General features: G+C 69.0%; 15 protein-coding genes and 1 pseudogene. 9 read left to right on the forward strand and 7 right to left on the reverse strand.

Annotation, left to right across the window (positions count from 1 at the left end):
* The first annotated feature begins 68 nt into the window (after positions 1–68).
* From OG746_RS24005 to OG746_RS24015, 3 genes are all read left to right on the forward strand, one after another.
* Positions 69–1,064: a LacI family DNA-binding transcriptional regulator gene (locus OG746_RS24005; RefSeq protein WP_266717737.1), complete on the forward strand. Its 996-nt coding sequence runs from the start codon at positions 69–71 to the stop codon at positions 1,062–1,064.
* A 50-nt stretch (positions 1,065–1,114) separates the two neighbouring features.
* A complete protein-coding gene (locus tag OG746_RS24010; protein WP_266717739.1) occupies positions 1,115–1,573 on the forward strand; it encodes an RpiB/LacA/LacB family sugar-phosphate isomerase in 459 nt (152 codons plus the stop codon).
* A 124-nt stretch (positions 1,574–1,697) separates the two neighbouring features.
* Entirely contained in the window at positions 1,698–3,065 is a 1,368-nt protein-coding gene (locus OG746_RS24015; RefSeq protein ID WP_266717741.1) for an MFS transporter, read from the forward strand.
* A 99-nt stretch (positions 3,066–3,164) separates the two neighbouring features.
* Here OG746_RS24015 and OG746_RS24020 read toward each other — a convergent pair whose 3' ends face one another.
* The 3 genes and pseudogenes from OG746_RS24020 to OG746_RS24030 form a co-directional block, all read right to left on the reverse strand.
* On the reverse strand, positions 3,165–4,112 hold the full coding sequence (locus tag OG746_RS24020; protein ID WP_266717743.1) for a TauD/TfdA family dioxygenase: 948 nt from the start codon (positions 4,110–4,112) through the stop codon (positions 3,165–3,167).
* A gap of 44 nt (positions 4,113–4,156) precedes the next feature.
* Positions 4,157–4,369, reverse strand: a complete 213-nt coding sequence (locus OG746_RS24025; RefSeq protein ID WP_266717745.1) for an MbtH family protein — start codon at positions 4,367–4,369, stop codon at positions 4,157–4,159.
* Positions 4,370–4,402: 33 nt separating this feature from the next.
* A pseudogene (locus tag OG746_RS24030) lies at positions 4,403–5,763 on the reverse strand (ABC transporter ATP-binding protein); the annotation flags it as partial.
* Between the two features lie 432 nt (positions 5,764–6,195).
* Here OG746_RS24030 and OG746_RS24035 point away from each other — a divergent pair.
* From OG746_RS24035 to OG746_RS24055, 5 genes are all read left to right on the forward strand, one after another.
* A complete protein-coding gene (locus tag OG746_RS24035; protein ID WP_266717747.1) occupies positions 6,196–7,380 on the forward strand; it encodes a peptidoglycan-binding protein in 1,185 nt (394 codons plus the stop codon).
* Positions 7,377–8,087, forward strand: a complete 711-nt coding sequence (locus OG746_RS24040; RefSeq protein WP_266717749.1) for an ABC transporter ATP-binding protein — start codon at positions 7,377–7,379, stop codon at positions 8,085–8,087. The genes OG746_RS24035 and OG746_RS24040 overlap by 4 nt, the downstream gene beginning before the upstream one ends.
* A complete protein-coding gene (locus tag OG746_RS24045; RefSeq protein WP_266717751.1) occupies positions 8,084–9,277 on the forward strand; it encodes an ABC transporter permease in 1,194 nt (397 codons plus the stop codon). Before OG746_RS24040 ends, OG746_RS24045 begins: the two co-directional genes overlap by 4 nt.
* 155 nt (positions 9,278–9,432) lie before the next feature.
* The gene (locus OG746_RS24050) at positions 9,433–9,933 is read left to right on the forward strand and encodes a hypothetical protein (protein ID WP_266717753.1); all 501 of its coding nucleotides are present in this window, start codon (positions 9,433–9,435) and stop codon (positions 9,931–9,933) included.
* Between the two features lie 223 nt (positions 9,934–10,156).
* Positions 10,157–10,603, forward strand: coding sequence for a hypothetical protein (locus tag OG746_RS24055; RefSeq protein WP_266717755.1), 447 nt, complete (start codon positions 10,157–10,159; stop codon positions 10,601–10,603).
* A 44-nt stretch (positions 10,604–10,647) separates the two neighbouring features.
* Here the strand turns inward: OG746_RS24055 and OG746_RS24060 are convergent, their stop codons facing one another.
* The 3 genes from OG746_RS24060 to OG746_RS24070 all read right to left on the reverse strand — a co-directional run bounded on the left by OG746_RS24060 (position 10,648) and on the right by OG746_RS24070 (position 14,071).
* Positions 10,648–11,889: a sensor histidine kinase gene (locus OG746_RS24060; RefSeq protein ID WP_266717757.1), complete on the reverse strand. Its 1,242-nt coding sequence runs from the start codon at positions 11,887–11,889 to the stop codon at positions 10,648–10,650.
* Positions 11,890–12,352: 463 nt separating this feature from the next.
* Positions 12,353–13,006, reverse strand: a complete 654-nt coding sequence (locus OG746_RS24065; RefSeq protein ID WP_266717759.1) for a response regulator transcription factor — start codon at positions 13,004–13,006, stop codon at positions 12,353–12,355.
* Between the two features lie 501 nt (positions 13,007–13,507).
* The gene (locus tag OG746_RS24070; RefSeq protein WP_266719160.1) at positions 13,508–14,071 is read right to left on the reverse strand and encodes a MarR family winged helix-turn-helix transcriptional regulator; all 564 of its coding nucleotides are present in this window, start codon (positions 14,069–14,071) and stop codon (positions 13,508–13,510) included.
* A gap of 61 nt (positions 14,072–14,132) precedes the next feature.
* Between OG746_RS24070 and OG746_RS24075 the strand changes: the two genes are divergently transcribed.
* Positions 14,133–15,080, forward strand: coding sequence for a DMT family transporter (locus OG746_RS24075; protein WP_266717761.1), 948 nt, complete (start codon positions 14,133–14,135; stop codon positions 15,078–15,080).
* Here the strand turns inward: OG746_RS24075 and OG746_RS24080 are convergent.
* Positions 15,067–15,603, reverse strand: coding sequence for a TetR/AcrR family transcriptional regulator (locus OG746_RS24080; protein ID WP_266717763.1), 537 nt, complete (start codon positions 15,601–15,603; stop codon positions 15,067–15,069). The genes OG746_RS24075 and OG746_RS24080 overlap by 14 nt on opposite strands.
* Between the last annotated feature and the right edge of the window lie 34 nt (positions 15,604–15,637).

Raw genomic sequence — 15,637 nt, forward strand, 5'->3', positions numbered from 1 at the left:
ATGCGATCTTAAAGTCATCCATGCTATGGAAACGTTTCCATGGAATCCACGAGGAGGTGGAGCAACGGATGGCCACGATCAAGGACGTCGCGGCGCGGGCCGGGGTCGCGCTGGGGACCGCGTCGCGTGTGCTCAGTGGGAGCAGTCAGACCTCGGTCGACTCCCGCGCCCGAGTGCTGGCGGCTGCCGCCGAGTTGGGCTACATCGCCAACGGGCCCGCCCGTGCGCTGCGGCGGGCCCGGACCGACGTACTGGGACTGCTCGTCTCGGACATCCGCAACCCGTTCTTCTCCGAACTGGCGCACGCCGCCGAGCAGGAGGCCCGCCGGCACGGCTACACCGTCCTGCTGGCCAACGCCAACGAGGACGCCGACCAGGCCGATGCCTACCTGCAGACCTTCGCCTCCCAGCGCATCGACGGCCTGCTGTTCGCGCCGCAGAGCACCGTCTCGCCGCAGCTCGCCGCCACCGTCGCCTCCGGCCTTCCGCTCGTCTTCCTCAACCGCACCATCGACGGCATCGACGCGCCGATGTACGGCACGGACAACGCGCAGGGCGTCGGGCAGGTGCTCGACTGGCTGCAGCGGCGCGGGCATCGCGACGTCGCCTTCATCGGGGGCCCCGACACCATCTCCACCGGCGCCGAGCGCCGCGCCGCCTACCTCGCCGGGCGTGAGCAGCACGGCATCAGTACCGACCAAGGGCTGTTGGAGGCAGGTGACTTCCTCGCCGACGGGGCGGCCAAGGCCATGCACCGCATCCTCGACCGCGGCGTCCCGTTCACGGCGGTCTTCGGTGCGAACGGCCTGACCACCCTCGGCGCGGTACGTGCGCTGCGCGAGCGGCTCGGCGTCGAACAGGCGGCCCGGATCGAGGTCGTGTCCGTCGACGACCTCGACTGGTTCGAGTTCGCCTCGCCGCCCATCAGTGCGGTCCGCCAGGACGCGGCGGAGATCGGACGCCTCGGCGTACGCGGGGTCGTGGACCTCATCGCCGGGCGCGCGGCCGCGGGCGAACGCGTCCCCACATCCTTCGTCGACCGGTCTCCCAAGGCCCAACAGTGAGTGTCCGCACGGCACTTGCGCTCACAGAAATCCGAAAGGCAGGACAACACATGAGGGTCGCCCTCGGCGCGGACCACGCCGGTTTCGCACTCAAGGACGCCGTCCGACAGGCCATCGAGGCGCTCGGGCACGACGTGGTGGACTGCGGCACCCACGGCAGCGAACCCGTCGATTTCCCCGACATCACCCGCGCCACCTGCGAGCCGGTGCTCAGCGGCGCCGCCGACCGCGCCGTGCTCGTGTGCGGCACCGGCCAGGGCGCCGTCATGGCCGCCAACAAGCTGCCCGGCATCCGCTGCGGCCTCGCCCACGAGCCGTACTCCGCCCATCAGTCGGTCGAGCACGACGACGCCAACGCGATTGCCATGGGTGCCTGGCTCGTGCCGCATGCGCTGGTGCCCGACATCGTCCGCGAGTTCCTGGGCGCCACCTTCGACGACGACGCGGACACCCGCCGCCGCGTCGCGAAACTCAACGCCCTCGACGATCTGACGCCCACCATCGCCTGACACACCCCCGCCGCACCACCCCCGCTCTCCCTCGCACCGCCCCCTCCCCACGCCCGCGCACACCCACCGCGCCAGGCGTCCCCTCGGCGTACCCGCACGTGCCCCGAACCCGCAGGAGATCCCCATGTCCACCCGCACCCCCGCCGGACAGCCAAGCGTGCTCGGCTCCAAGGACCGCGTGAAAACCGCGATCGCCGCCGCCTTCGGAACCAGCGTCGAGAACTACGACTTCATCGCCTACGGCACCGCGTCCGCCCTCTACTTCGGCGCGGTCTTCTTCCCCGACAGCGACCGCTTCGTCGGCACCCTGCTCTCCTTCGCCACGCTCGCGGTCGGCTTCGTCATGCGCCCGCTCGGCGGCGCCGTCGGTGGCTACTTCGCCGACAAGTTCGGCCGTAAGCCCGTCCTCGTCGCCGCGATGATCGTCATGGGCGCGGCCACGTTCCTCATCGGCGCGCTCCCCACATACGGACAGGTGGGCGTGCTCGCCCCGATCCTGCTCACCGTGATCCGAATGATCCAGGGCCTCGCGTTCGGCGCCGAATGGGGCGGGGCGATCACCATGGCGTACGAGCACGCGCCCTGGCACCGGCGCGGCATGTTCGCCGCGATACCCCAGTCGGGCAACCCACTGGGCATCGCCCTGGCCAGCGGTGTGTTCGCCTGGAGCTCCACGTTGGAGGGCAGTTGGCAGTGGCGGACCCCGTTCCTGGCGAGCGCCGTCCTCGTGGTCGCCGCGCTGATCGTGCGCTCGCGGCTCTCGGAATCCCCCGAGTTCCAGGAGGCGAGGGCCGACGGCAGGACGGAGAAGAATCCCTTCCTGGCGACGCTGAAGGGGGACTGGCGCGGCATCCTGCGGGTCATCGCGCTGCGCGTCGTCGAGTCCTTCGCCTACTACTCCACCGCGACCTACCTGCTCAGCTACATCACCGACCACCACCCCGACCTGCGGCCCGTCGCCCTGGGAGCGATCACCGTCGCCAGCGTCCTGGCCATCGGTGTCACCTTCCTGGCCGGCGCGCTCACCGACCGCATCGGACGCCGACCCATCTACATCGCCGGGTGCACGGCGGCCATCCTCTTCGCGTTCCCCATGTACCTGCTCGCCAACTCCGCTCAACCCGCCCTGGTCGTCGCGGTGTTCATCATCGGCATCGGCCTCATCCACGCCTCGCTCACCGGTACCCAGGGCTCCCTGCTCACCGAGCAGTTCCGCACCGCGACCCGCACGTCGGGCGCCTCGCTCGGCTACCAGGTCGCGGCGGCCATCGGCGGCTTCGCCCCGCTGCTCGCCGCCGCCCTGGTCGGTGCCTTCGGCTGGCCGGGCGCCGCGCTGCTCTACCTCGGCGCGGCCATCATCGGCCTCGTAGGCATCTTGGTCACGAAGGAGACCTGGGGGCGTGCGGAGCGCGAGCGCGTACACGCCCTGGTCGCCGAGGAACGTGGCACGACGGCGGCCGCGGGGGCTGCGGCGACCGGCGCGAGGACCTGATCCGAGGTGTGACGAACGTTTTCCTGGAAGAACCGCTGACCGGTGCGGTCGCGGCAGGCAGACCCCCTGACCTCTCCCGCCCGGTTCGACGAACTGCCGTCAGGTGTCCGACATCGCCACCAGGACGCGCCGGGTCCCCTCGAACGGGCGTCGGCCGTGGGCGAGCAGGACGTTGTCGATGAGCAGTACGTCGCCGCTGCGCCAATCGACGTCGACGGCGCTCTCCAGCCCACGATCGATGATCTGCTCGATGTACGCGTCAGGGATCGCGGTTCCGTCGGCGAACGTCACGTACTGCGGGAACTCGTCGGTCGTGAGGATGTCGTACAGCTCGGCCGAGGCTTCGTCGCCCAGGCCGGCCGGATGCCACTGGTCGGCCTGGTTGAACCAGACCTCGGCGCCGGTGGCAGGGTGCTTGGTGGTCGAGGGGCGGAGCTGGGTGACGCGCAGGCCGTCCGGGCCCCACTCCCAATCGGCCCGCGACTGCCTGAGGAACTCCTCGACCGCCGCGCGGTCGTCGGTTTCGAACGTGTCCTGCCAGCTCTTTCCGAAGCCGAACCCGTCGTGCAGGTTCTGGACGTAGCGGATGCCGCCGGCGAACGCCTCGCGCACCTCGGCGTCGAGCGAGTCCAGCCAGAGCTGACCGTCGAGCACCGGAGTGGCGCCGCCCGTCTCCGCCGCCTTCTCGCAGTAGAAGGTGAGCCGGGTCGGCCAGCGGTGGGCGTAACTGAGCTCGTTGTGCATGGAGATGGTGTATTTCTGCGGGTACTCGGTCGAGGTGTAGAGATTGCCGCCCACTTTGGTGCGCGGCGAGTTTCCGTGCACGTACGGCAGGCGATCCGGCACCAGGCGGGAGAGCACCGGCTCGATCGCCTCGGGCGAGACGCCGAAGCCCCTGAAGATAAGCGCTTTGCGCTCGGTGAGCAGGTCGGCAAGAGCGTCTGCGCCCAGCTCGTCGAGCCGGTCGGCGAGGGCGGACGCGCCGACCTCGTCAGCGCCTATCTCGTATGGCCGCCAGGCGTCACTGCCTGACTCAACGGTGTCCAACACGTCCTCCAAAAGCGCGTGGTGTCTTTCGGGCGTGACCGCGGTCAATTCGCTTTCATGGCCTCGATCAGACTCTTGGGCCGTATATCGGTCCACGACTTCTCGATGTACGCGAGGCACTCTTCCCGAGCGGCCTCGCCGAATACGGTCTGCCAGCCGTCCGGCACCTCCACGAAGACCGGCCACAGCGAGTGCTGATTTTCGTCGTTGACCAGGACCACATAGCTTGCGTCAGGATCCTCAAAGGGGTTTGGCACCTTACTGACCTCTTCTCTTGGCGGCAGGCCGGGTTAGATGCCCGCCTTGTTCGCGACATTCTTGGGTGTGCCGTTCGAGTGCTGTCCTGCGAATTGAGTGCGGTAGAGCTCGCTGTAGAGCCCGCCGGCGGCGAGCAGGTCCGTGTGGGTTCCGCGTTCGCGGATCCGGCCGCCGTCGAGAACGAGAATCTGGTCGGCCTCCAGGATGGTCGACAGCCGATGAGCGATGACCAGGGACGTGCGGCCCGCCAGCGCGACGTTGAGCGCCCGCTGGATCGCCGCCTCGGACTCGGAGTCCAGGTGCGCGGTGGCCTCGTCGAGGATGACGACCGGCGGTGACTTGAGCAGGAGCCGGGCGAGGCTGATGCGTTGCTTCTCGCCACCGGAGAGGCGGTAACCGCGGTCGCCGACCACGGTGTCGAGACCGTCGGGCAGGGACGAGACCATCTCCCAGATCCGGGCCGCCTCGCATGCCTCGACGAGCTCCTTCTCACTGGCGTCCGGCCTGGCGTACAGCAGGTTCATCCGGATCGTGTCGTGGAACAGGTGCGCGTCCTGAGTGACGACGCCGACCGTGTCGTGCAGGGAACGCATGGTCAGATCGCGTACGTCGTGATCGCCGACGCGTACCGTCCCGGAGGTGGTGTCGTACAGCCGGGGAACCAGGCTGGTGACCGTGGTCTTGCCTGCTCCCGAAGGGCCCACCAGCGCGGTGAGCTTGCCGGCCGGTGCATGGAAACTCACCTCGTTCAGGACCATGGCGTCGCCACCACGCGACGGCGTGCGCAGCGCGATCGACTCGAGGGAGGCCAGGGACACCTCGTCGGCGGCCGGGTAGCGGAAGGAGACCTCGTCGAACTCGATGTCCGGGGCGAGGCCGTCGTCGAGCGGGAGCGGTCGGGCGGTGGGACGTTCGTCGACGAGCGGTTTGAGATCCAGCACCTCGAAGACGCGGTCGAAGCTGACGAGCGCGATCATGATGTTGACCTGCATGTTGGACAGCTGGTTGATCGGCCCGTACAGCCGCAGCAGCAGCGCGACCATGGCGACGAGGGTGCCGATCTGGAGCGAGCCGTTGATGGTCAGCACGCCGCCGAGGCCGTAGACCAGCGCGGTGGTCACCCCGGCGATCAAAGTGGCGATGAGGACGAGAACGCGCCCCCAGACGGCTGTCCTGATCGCGACGTCACGGACCTCGACCGCCTTCTGGGCAAAGCCCTCGGAAGCAGCGTCGTGATCGCTCGCTGTGCGCCGACCACGTCGGTGTTGAGCCTGCTGACCAGAGCCCCTGTCTGGGTGCGGGTGAAGAAGGCCAGTGGCTGCCGCTGGACATGCTCGAACACCTGGCAGCGCAAGTCGCAGATGACGCCCTGGCCGACCCGCCCGGAAAACCAGGTCTGGGTCGCAGGGCATAGGGAACGATGCGTCGCACCGTGCCCGGCTTGATCTTCTGTTTGGTGATCGACTTGTCTGCGCCGAGCGGCATCAGACCCATGCGCGGGCCGCCCATCATGGCCACGGAATCCTCCTCTTGTCGCGGTCCCAAGCGGCACGGGTGGCCGATGCGTCAGTGACCGTACCGGCGGAGTCGAAGCGTGTGAAAGCCTGCGCTGTTCAACTTCGGCGCGGCCACAGTTGAACAGCGCGGCCGACGGCGAACGCTGCGGGATAAGGCGGCGGTTAAGGTTCCCGCTCACCGTCGGGAAACCTGCCGCAATCCACTCTCTGAGTCATGCAGGTAATTTCAAGTCCCGGGGCCATGAAGGCCGTCGTCCTCGCCCTCGGCCCGACGTGCCGTGCCGAGCGGCACACGTGGAGGCTGAATCATGTTCGAGTCTGAGACCACGGCCCAGGCGCGGGTTCCGGAACAGGAACAGGAGCTGGAGCTGGAACAGAAGCTGCACCAGGAGTACGAGGAGGAGCCGCCGCCGGCCGGGCGCCGGCGCGTGCCCTGGAAGACGCTGAGCGTGGCCGTGGTGCTGGCGATGGGTGCCACGGCCGCGGTGTATGTGGTGGGGCGCGATGACGACAGTGCGCCCAAGCAGCAACTGTCATCGCTGCCGACGAAGCAGGTGCTCCGCACGAACATGGTCAACACCAGTGAGATAGACGGGACGTTGGGCTATCGAGGCAGTTACACGGTGCTCGCCGAGGGTTCCGGACGGCTCACGTGGCTGCCCGGAAATGGCGATGTGATCAAGCGGGGCGAGCGGGTCTTCGAGGCGAACGGCCGTGCCGTCCCGCTCATCTACGGGTCGGTGCCGCTGTGGCGGGATCTGAAGGTCGGGATGTCCGACGGACGCGACGTGCTGGAGCTCGAACGCAATCTGCAGGCGCTCGGCTACGGCGGCTACCTGGCCGTGAACGAGGAGTTCAGCTCGGCCACCAAGTCGGCCGTGAAGGAGTGGCAGAAGGCTCTCGGGGTCACCGAGAACGGAGTGGTCAAGCCGGGTGAAGTGGCGGTGCAGAAGGATGCGATCCGGGTGACCGAGGTGAAGGCGCTGCCGGGTGCCCCGGCCAAGGGCAACCTGTTCACCGCCAGCAGCACCGAGCGCTGGATCACGGTGGACGTGCCGGTCAGTGATCAGGACATCGCCAAGAAGGGGGCGAAGGTCCGGGTGACACTGCCGGGAAAGAAGACCACCCAGGGGCACATCGTGTCGGTCGGCAAGGTGGCGACCGCGGGCAGCAGCAACTCCCAGTCCCAGACCGGGCAGGGCACGCAGGATGCCACCATCCCGGTCTACGTCGAGCTGGACAAGCAGAACAGCGCGGGGAACCTGGACCGTGCTCCGGCGACGGTCGGGTTCACCAGTACCGAGCACAAGGGCGTACTGGCGGTGCCGATCAACTCGCTGCTGGCCGCCGGCAGCGGCTACCGGGTGAAGGTGGTGAGTCCTCGGGGGAAGGTGCGCTCGGTGCGGGTCGAGCTCGGCATCTTCGACGGGAACAACGTCGAGGTGAAGGGCGACCTCCGCGAGGGCATGAAGGTGCAGGTGCCGCGCTCATGACCGCAGGGGTCGAGGCGGCGGAGGAGCCGGCCGCGGTCATCGCCGTGGAGGAGGCGAGCAAGGTCTACGGCGGCAATGTGCGGGCCCTGTACCGGGCATCGCTCACCATCAGGGCCGGTGAGCTGGTTGCGATCGTCGGCCCTTCGGGGTCGGGCAAGTCGACGCTGCTGAACCTGATGGGGACGCTGGATCGGCCGAGCTCGGGACGGGTCCTGATCCACGGACACGACGTGGCCACGTTGCCCGACCGGCGGCTGTCCGCGGTACGGGCGCACTGGATCGGGTTCGTCTTCCAGCAGTTCTTCCTGACCGCGCACCTGTCCGCCCTGGACAACGTCGCGACCGGCCTGCTGTACCACGGCCTGTCGCTCCGGGAGCGCCGGCTGCGGGCGAAGGCGGCGCTGGAGCGTGTGGGCCTCGGTCACCGTTTGCACCATCGTCCGCAGCAGATGTCGGGCGGAGAGAAGCAACGGGCCGCGATCGCCCGGGCGGTGGTGGGAAATCCGCCGCTGCTGCTCGCCGACGAGCCGACCGGCAACCTCGACTCGGCGTCCGGCGCGGGGGTGCTTCAGTTGCTGAGCGAGCTGAACCGGGATGGCACCGCGATCGTGGTGATCACCCATGACCTGGACGTTGCGGCCGCGCTGCCGCGGCGACTGGAGATCCGCGACGGTCAAGTCCAGGCCGATACAGGGGTGTTGACATGAAAGAACTGCCCGAGACATCCCGACTTCGCGGAAGGGACCTGGTCGCGGTAGGCCTGGACGGACTGCGTGGCCGGCCGCTGCGAGCCGTGCTGTCCGCGCTGGGCATCGCCATCGGGGTGGCCGCCATGGTCGCGCTGGTCGGCCTCAGCAGCGCCAGCAGGGCCGGGCTGATGGCCGAGATCGAGGAAATGGGCACCAATCTGCTCACCGCCAAACCCGGTACGACGCTGAGCGGCGATGCCGCGAAGCTCCCCACGGACGCGGAGGGCATGGTCTCCCGGATCCCCGGCGTGACCGGCGTGTCCGGGATCGGCCTGGTGGAGGACGCGACCGTCCGACGCACGGACAAGATCTCCTCGGCCAAGACCAGCGGCGTCGCGGTACAGGCCACCCGGACCAACCTGCTAAAAACGCTCAGCGGCACGGTGCGCTCAGGCGCCTTCCTCAACTCCGCCACCAGCCGGTATCCGTCGGTGGTGCTCGGCGCCGATGCCGCCGACCGGCTCGGCATCGACCGCGCCGACGCGAACGTGTTCATCGGCGGCCAGTGGTTCCTGGTCGTCGGCATCCTCGACGAGCTCCCGCTCGCCCCCGAGATCGACCGCTCGGCCCTGATCGGCTGGCCCTACGCCGCCCGTCTCGGGTTCGACGGACACGTCACCTCCCTGTACGAGCGGTCCACGGACGCGACGGTGTCGTCGGTGCGCGACGTGCTGGGGCGCACCATCAACCCCAAGAACCCGGAGGAAGTTCAGGTCAGCCGCCCCTCCGACGCGCTCACCGCCCAGGCCGCCGCGGAGGAGACCTTCAACGCGCTGTTCTTCGGCCTCGGTGCCATCGCGCTGCTGGCCGGAGGCGTCGGCATCGCCAACATCATGGTGATCTCGGTGCTGGAGCGCCGGCAGGAGATCGGCTTGCGACGGTCGCTGGGAGCGACCCGAGGACAGATCCGGATGCAGTTCCTCACCGAGTCGGTGAGCCTGTCGGCACTCGGCGGGGCCGCCGGCGTGGTCATCGGACTGGGCGCCTGCCTCGGCTACGCCCTCTACCGCGACTGGCCCCTGACCCTGCCAGGCCAGGCCATCGCGGGCGGCGCCCTGGCCGCCGTCGCGATCGGCGCCGTCGCCGGTATCTACCCCGCCCGCCGCGCCGCCGGCCTCACTCCCACGGAGGCCCTCGCTACCACCTGACCGACGGCCGACAACCCCCGGCCGGCCGTCAGGGTGCCTCCGCGTCCGCTCATGGGCGCGGAGGCATCCGTTTGCCGTGTGCTGCTCCGGCTCCGCGATCTCTGTAAGAGTTCGGTTAACGCTGACGGTCACCGGGGCGAAACCTGGCGGTTGCCATGCTGGTGAGCATGAAGAAACTCACTATCGTCGCGGTGACTTTGACGGCCACCGCCATGTTCGGACTGACCGCGTGCGGCGACGATTCATCCCCGAAGAAGAGCGCGCCCTCGCAGGGAGACGCCGATTACGACCGCATGCAGCAGTTCATCAAGTGCATGGCCAAGCAAGGGGTCGACGTTCCGGAACCCGCCGCGGACCAGGGTGGGGACAAGGACAGCAATATCGAGAAGCCCGACGGCGGTTCCAAGGCGAAAGCCGAAGCGGCACGGGCGGCCTGCGCGAAGTACGCCCCCAGCGACGACATCAACGAGGACATCACGGAAGCCGACAAGGACCTGGCGCTGAAGAAGGCCGAGTGCCTGCGCAACAAAGGCGTCAATGCCAAGGATCCCAAGCCCGGGACGCTGGACGTCACCATCGAAGGCACCGCGGACAACGACAAGCTGGTGAAGGCCTTCAGCGCCTGCAACAAGCAGATCGGCGCCGACGAGGGCTGACGGCCGTCGGCCACCGCTCCGCGGCGACCCTGTTCAGACACACCTTGCTCTATTCCCCGCATGGGCTGGAATGGCCGAGCCGGCTGGGTCTCACCTATGACAACGTCATTGCCTTGGCAATGCACGGCCCGTTGGATGTCGCGGCATTGAGCGCGGCTCTCCGGGATTTGCTGGTGCGCCATGAATCGCTGCGCACCGTCTTTCCCACCGTGGCCGCCGAACCTTGTCATTGCTCGCCACGGCGCCCGACGAGGTGCTGAACGAGCCGGTCCGACCTGGCGAGGTTGTCGGGGCCGGGGAGTCCGCCGGCGTCACGGAGGACGAGATCGCGGCTCGGTTCAGGGAGGAGATCGGCGAGGTCATCGACGGTATCTCGGAGGATGAACTGCTCCTCATCGCGAAGATCTTCCGCAACAACACGGAGATGCGACGACGGCACGAGCTCGGTGTCTTCGACGGCGACCTGCTGCTCGTCGTCGCCGAGGACGGCGGCGAGAACGCCACGCCGGACGAACGGCTGCGGCTCTGGGAGCCCTACGTCCGCGGTTCCATCGCGGCGGTCGGCCTGCCTTGCCGGCACACCAACCTGATGCTGCCCGAGATGCTGAGCCGGGCATGGCAGGCGATAGCCGAATGGATGGAGACGCGTCGCACGGAACCGGGAGCCTGAGGCCCGGCCTCGACTCCGCCTGCGGCCGCAGGCGGAGTCGAGGCTCAGGCGGACGGCGCCGGAGCGTGGGCCGGTAGGGTCACGGTGACCCAGAGCCCGCCCTCGGAGTTGGCCGTCGCGCGCACGGTGCCGTCGTGGGCGTGCGTGATGGCGGAGACGATGGACAGCCCCAGGCCCGCGCCCTCGGACGATGTGGTCCGGTCTGCGGGCAGCCGCCGGAACGGCTCGAACAGCCCGTCCACCTTGTCCTCAGGGACGTGCGGGCCGGAGTTGCAGACCACCAGGCCGCCGGCGGCGGACAGGTCGATGATGACGTAACCGCCCGCGTTGTTGTGCCGGATCGCGTTCTGTACCAGGTTGGCGACAAGGCGGGTGAGCAGCGTGTCGTCGCCTGCGACGACGACCGGCTGAGTGGAGGTGGTGAGGGTGATGCCGCGCCGTTCGGCGAAGGGGAGATGCTCTCCGACGACCTGAGTGACCACGGCGGCGAGATCCACCGGGTCCCGGTCGAGGAGTTCCTGTTCCCCCTGCGCGAGAACGAGCAGGCCCTCGATGAGCCGCTCGGACCTCTCGGTGGCGCGCAGCAGTTCGTCGCGGATCCGCGAGACCCGCTCGGCAGAGGGTTTGGTCAGCCCGACCTCGATCGCGGTTCGCTGGATGGCCAGGGGAGTGCGCAGCTCGTGGGAGGCATTGGCGACGAAGCGGCGCTGGCTCGCCACGGCGCGATCCAGCCGATCGAGCATCGCGTCGAAGGTGTCGGCGAGGTCCTTCAGCTCATCCTGCGGTCCGGTCAGCCCGATGCGTTCGTGCAGGGTGGACAGCGACAGGCGCTGGGCGGTGGCGGTGACGCGGTGCAGCGGGCGCAGGATCCGTCTGGTGAGCCACCAGCACACCGCGAACGCCAGCACTATCATCGCGGCGATGGCGATCAGGGCGAAGATCTGCTGGGTGCTTGCCACGTCCTTGTGGAGTTCCTCGTTCCCGTCGAAGATGCTGCGGCTCGGGCCGGCCGCCGCGTCGACGGGACTGGCCTTGGACGGCTGGTAGGGACCGGTCGAACAGGCAACGTCCGGGCGTCGCGGTGGACAGGGGATCGCGGAGACCGGTCCGGTGAATACGAAGTCGTTCAACTTGGCGTCGACGAACCGCTGTTGGAGCCATTGCACGCTGCTGAGCACCGCGAGGGTGATGATCGTGAACACACCGCCGTAGAGCAGCGTGATCTTGGCCTGCACCGAGCCGCTGATCACAGAGGCGAAGCGCCGCATGCCCCGTACCGGCCTCATACCCTGTACCTGCTTCCTGGGACGGTGACTCGGTCACCAGTATCCGAGGTTCCATTGGTGCAGATCGCTGGTATGGAGGCGGTGAATCCTCAACCGTGGCGTGCCGTGAGGGCTCTGCGGATCTCCTCCAGCGGGTACGGGGTCTGCCGATCCGGTCTGGACAAGCTGATGAGGGCACGACCGCCGCCCCCCTGCACGAGGCGCTCGAGTTCAACGGCGACCAGGCCGCCCAGCTGGACCGGCTGCTCGCCCCCGAGCCGAGCCTCGCACCGGACCGGCACATCGAAAACGGCGGCCGGATCCGCTACTTCGGACATGCATGCCTGGTGCTGCAGTTGCGCGCGCACCGACGCGGTCGTGGTCCCCCGCTCGTCGCGGGGCAATCTGAGCCATGCAGTTGGCGGGCCGGTGACACAGTGGTGCCGGCCCGCCAACGAGCGTTCCGGCACCGGCTCATGCGGGCTCAAAGCCTGTAGCCGCTTCCCGGCACGGTGACGATGACGGGCGGATCGCCGAGCTTGGAGCGGAGTTTACTCATCGTCACCTTGACGACCGTGGTGAACGGGTCCGTGTACTCGTCCCAGGCCCGCTCCAGCAGTTCCTCGGTGCTGACGACCGCGCCCCTCGCCCGCATCAACACCTCAAGGACCGCGTACTCCTTGCGCGACAGCGCCAGGTAGCGCCCATCACGGGACGCCTGTCGGCGCGCCGTGTCCATGCTGATGTCGCCGCACTCCAACACCGGGGGCAGCGGCGGCCCGGCGCGGCGCCCGAGCGCGCGGACCCGCGCCACCAGTTCGTCGAAGGCGAAGGGCTTGGCCAGGTAGTCGTCGGCCCCCAGGTTCAGTCCCGTGACCCGGTCGTGCACCGCGCCGGAGGCGGTCAGCATCAGGATGCGTACCCGCGACCCGAGTTGGGCCACGGTGCGGCAGATCTCGTCGCCGTGCACCCGGGGCAGGTCGCGGTCCAGTACCAGTACGTCATAGTCGTTGACGGCGAGGCGCTCCAGCGCCGTGGCCCCGTCATAGGCGACATCGACCGCCATTGCCTCATCGTGCAGTCCCTCGACCACCAGGTCCGCCAGGAAACGCTCGTCCTCGGCCACCAGAATTCGCATGCCAAAGATTGGCACAGATCCGCGTTGCCGCGGCAGTATGCAAGACCCGTCAGGATTCGTCCGACGGCTGTGCGGTCGGAGGTCCGGAGGCGTCCGCCGCCAGCGACATCAGCAGGTCGTTGAGCTGACAAGCCCACCCCCGCCGCCCTCGCCGCCTGGCTGGCGACCCGGGCCGACGACGCAAAGCAGACCAGGCCGCAGCTGCGGTCCATGCGCGCGCGGTAGACGTCCGAGACACCGCCAGTCCGACGCCTGTTGGGCTGACTACCCAGCACCCATCGCTGTCGACATGCTCTGCCCCTACGCGAACGCGGCTACGACTCGGTGATCGCGACCAGAGCATCCGTGAAGGGAGGGGGGGGAGGGATCGACATCGCCCCGCACAGCAAGCTGCTGACCGTAGGCCTGGCACAGAGCTGCGAATGCCTCGGCGATCGAGGAGCGCGGCGAGCGGTGCGGCGACCTGAACTGCCCCTACCCGCCCCGGAGCGCGCCCGGCACCTATGGCCGGTCGCGCTCCGGCGCCGGTACGGGCGGCTCCAGTTGGGCGAGCCACGAGGTCAGCAGGTGTTCCAGGGCCGCGGCATCGGACGGCGGCAGCGCGGCGAGGAGCCGGTGTTCGTTGCGGATGTGGTCGGTGAACGCCCGGTCGAAGAGGGCGCGGCCCGCGTCGGTGAGGGCGACGACCCGGCCGCGTCCGTCCCCCGTGGCGCGGCGCCGCGCGACCAGGCCCCCGCGCTCCAGACGGTCGATGCGCTTGGTGATGGCGCCGGTGGTGACCATGGTGTGAGCGGCCAGTTCGCCGGGGGCGCGTTCGAAGGGGGCGCCGGCGCGGCGCAGGGCGGCCAGTACGTCGAACTCGCCCTCGCTGAGGTCGTATCGGCCGTAGACCGTGCACAGCTCCTGCGTGAGCAGCGTCGCGATCCGGTGCAGGCGGCCGATGACGCCCTGCGGTGCGACGTCGAGGTCGGGGCGTTCCTGTCGCCAGGCGGCCTGGATGCGGGCGACGTGATCCTTGGGAGCGGGATCCGGGTGAGCGGTGTGAGCGGTATCCGGGGGAGTCATGTCCGGGTGAGGCATGTCCGCACCGGACGAGTTGTCTTCCATGGAAGCTATATTAGCTTCCATGGAAACTACTTACCGGTGGGGTGCCGTCGCGGCGCTCGCCCCGGTGGCCTGGGGCGCCAACTACTTTGTCACCCATCAGTACCTCCCGGCCGACAGTCCCTGGTGGGGCGCCGCGCTGCGGGCCCTGCCGGCCGGATGTCTGCTGCTGGCCCTGTCCCGCAAGCTTCCGCGTGGCGCCTGGTGGTGGCGGTCCGCGGTGCTCGGACTGCTCAACACCAGCGCGTTCTTCCTGCTCGTCTACGTCGCCGCCCACCAGCTGACCACGGCGACCGCCTCGACGCTGATGGCGCTGTCCCCGGCGGCCCTGATGCTCAGCGCGTGGGTCCTGCTGTCCGAACGGCCGCGGATGGCGCCGCTGGCCGGGGCCGCGATCGGGCTCGGCGGTGTGGTGCTGATGCTGGCTGGCCAGGCCGGGTCGCCCAGCCTCTCCGGTCTGCTCGCCTCGGTGGGCGCTCTCGCCTCGTCCTCGATCGGCTACGCCCTGTCCAAGCGCTGGGATTCCGATGCCGGGGTCCTGGCCACCACGGCCTGGCAACTCACCTTCGGGGGCGTGCTGTTGCTCGTCGCGGCCCTCGTCTTCGAGGGCGGACCCCCGCCGCTCGCCGCCCCCGGTGTGGCGGCACTCGCCTACACGGCCGTGATCGCCACGGCTCTCGCGTTCGTCGCCTGGTTCACCGGCCTGCGCCACCTGCCCGCCGCCACGGTCGGCCTCATCGGCCTGCTCAACCCGGTCACCGGCGTGGCCCTCGGCGTCGCGCTCGGAGGGGAACCGCTCACCGTGCGCCAGGCCGCGGGCATGGCCCTGGTCCTGGTCGGTATCGCACTGGGACGGCCGACCAGGCGTGCGGCCGATGCAAGGAGTCGCGTGACCGCTGCCGCAACGGGCGCTAAGGCAGCAGAGCGATCGGAAAGAAGGCGTACCAACTCCTCGCCTACGACTGGGTGATCGCGACCAGAGCATCCGTGAAGGGGGCGGGATCGACGTCGCCCCGCACGGCAAGCTGCTGACTGTAGGCCTGGCACAGAGCCACGAAGGCCTCGGCGATTCGGCCCGCGCGCGCCGGTTCGTGGCCGGGCAGCAGCGCGACGACTGCCCCACGCAGTTCCTCGAGTTGGCGGTCGACGAGCGCGGCGAGGCTCGGCGAGACGGCGGCCTCGGCGTAGATCTGGGCGACCAGCCGGGCGTGGCCCTCGTCGCGCGCCAGGGTGCGAATGTGCTCGAGGAATTCGTGGATGGACTCGGCGGTCAGCTCCGCGGGGAGCGCCCGGCTCGACTGTTCGCAGATCGCGGCGACGATCTCGTCCTTGCCCTTGAAGTACCGGTAGATCGCCCCGGTGGAGAGCCCGGAGGCCCTGACGATGTCGGGCATGGAGGTGCGTGCGAAGCCGTGCTCGGCGAAGCGGGCGCGGGCGGCGTCGATGATCTGCTGACGCCGGGCGTCGAGGTGGTCCTGGCTGACCTTCGGCATAAGAGAATGACCGTTCGTTTTACGTGTTAGTGTC

The sequence above is a fragment of the Streptomyces sp. NBC_01016 genome (genome assembly GCF_026341035.1).
In the GTDB taxonomy this organism is placed as follows: domain Bacteria; phylum Actinomycetota; class Actinomycetes; order Streptomycetales; family Streptomycetaceae; genus Streptomyces.

What these genes read in the sequence shown, in the direction of transcription:
- OG746_RS24065 (WP_266717759.1), bottom strand. Translation starts at nt 13,006, where the DNA reads ATGCGAATTCTGGTGGCCGAGGACGAGCGTTTCCTGGCGGACCTGGTG.
- OG746_RS24050 (WP_266717753.1), top strand. Translation starts at nt 9,433, where the DNA reads ATGCTGGTGAGCATGAAGAAACTCACTATCGTCGCGGTGACTTTGACG.
- OG746_RS24070 (WP_266719160.1), bottom strand. Translation starts at nt 14,071, where the DNA reads ATGACTCCCCCGGATACCGCTCACACCGCTCACCCGGATCCCGCTCCC.
- OG746_RS24005 (WP_266717737.1), top strand. Translation starts at nt 69, where the DNA reads ATGGCCACGATCAAGGACGTCGCGGCGCGGGCCGGGGTCGCGCTGGGG.
- OG746_RS24080 (WP_266717763.1), bottom strand. Translation starts at nt 15,603, where the DNA reads ATGCCGAAGGTCAGCCAGGACCACCTCGACGCCCGGCGTCAGCAGATC.
- OG746_RS24045 (WP_266717751.1), top strand. Translation starts at nt 8,084, where the DNA reads ATGAAAGAACTGCCCGAGACATCCCGACTTCGCGGAAGGGACCTGGTC.
- OG746_RS24040 (WP_266717749.1), top strand. Translation starts at nt 7,377, where the DNA reads ATGACCGCAGGGGTCGAGGCGGCGGAGGAGCCGGCCGCGGTCATCGCC.
- OG746_RS24075 (WP_266717761.1), top strand. Translation starts at nt 14,133, where the DNA reads ATGGAAACTACTTACCGGTGGGGTGCCGTCGCGGCGCTCGCCCCGGTG.
- OG746_RS24060 (WP_266717757.1), bottom strand. Translation starts at nt 11,889, where the DNA reads ATGAGGCCGGTACGGGGCATGCGGCGCTTCGCCTCTGTGATCAGCGGC.
- OG746_RS24015 (WP_266717741.1), top strand. Translation starts at nt 1,698, where the DNA reads ATGTCCACCCGCACCCCCGCCGGACAGCCAAGCGTGCTCGGCTCCAAG.
- OG746_RS24010 (WP_266717739.1), top strand. Translation starts at nt 1,115, where the DNA reads ATGAGGGTCGCCCTCGGCGCGGACCACGCCGGTTTCGCACTCAAGGAC.
- OG746_RS24035 (WP_266717747.1), top strand. Translation starts at nt 6,196, where the DNA reads ATGTTCGAGTCTGAGACCACGGCCCAGGCGCGGGTTCCGGAACAGGAA.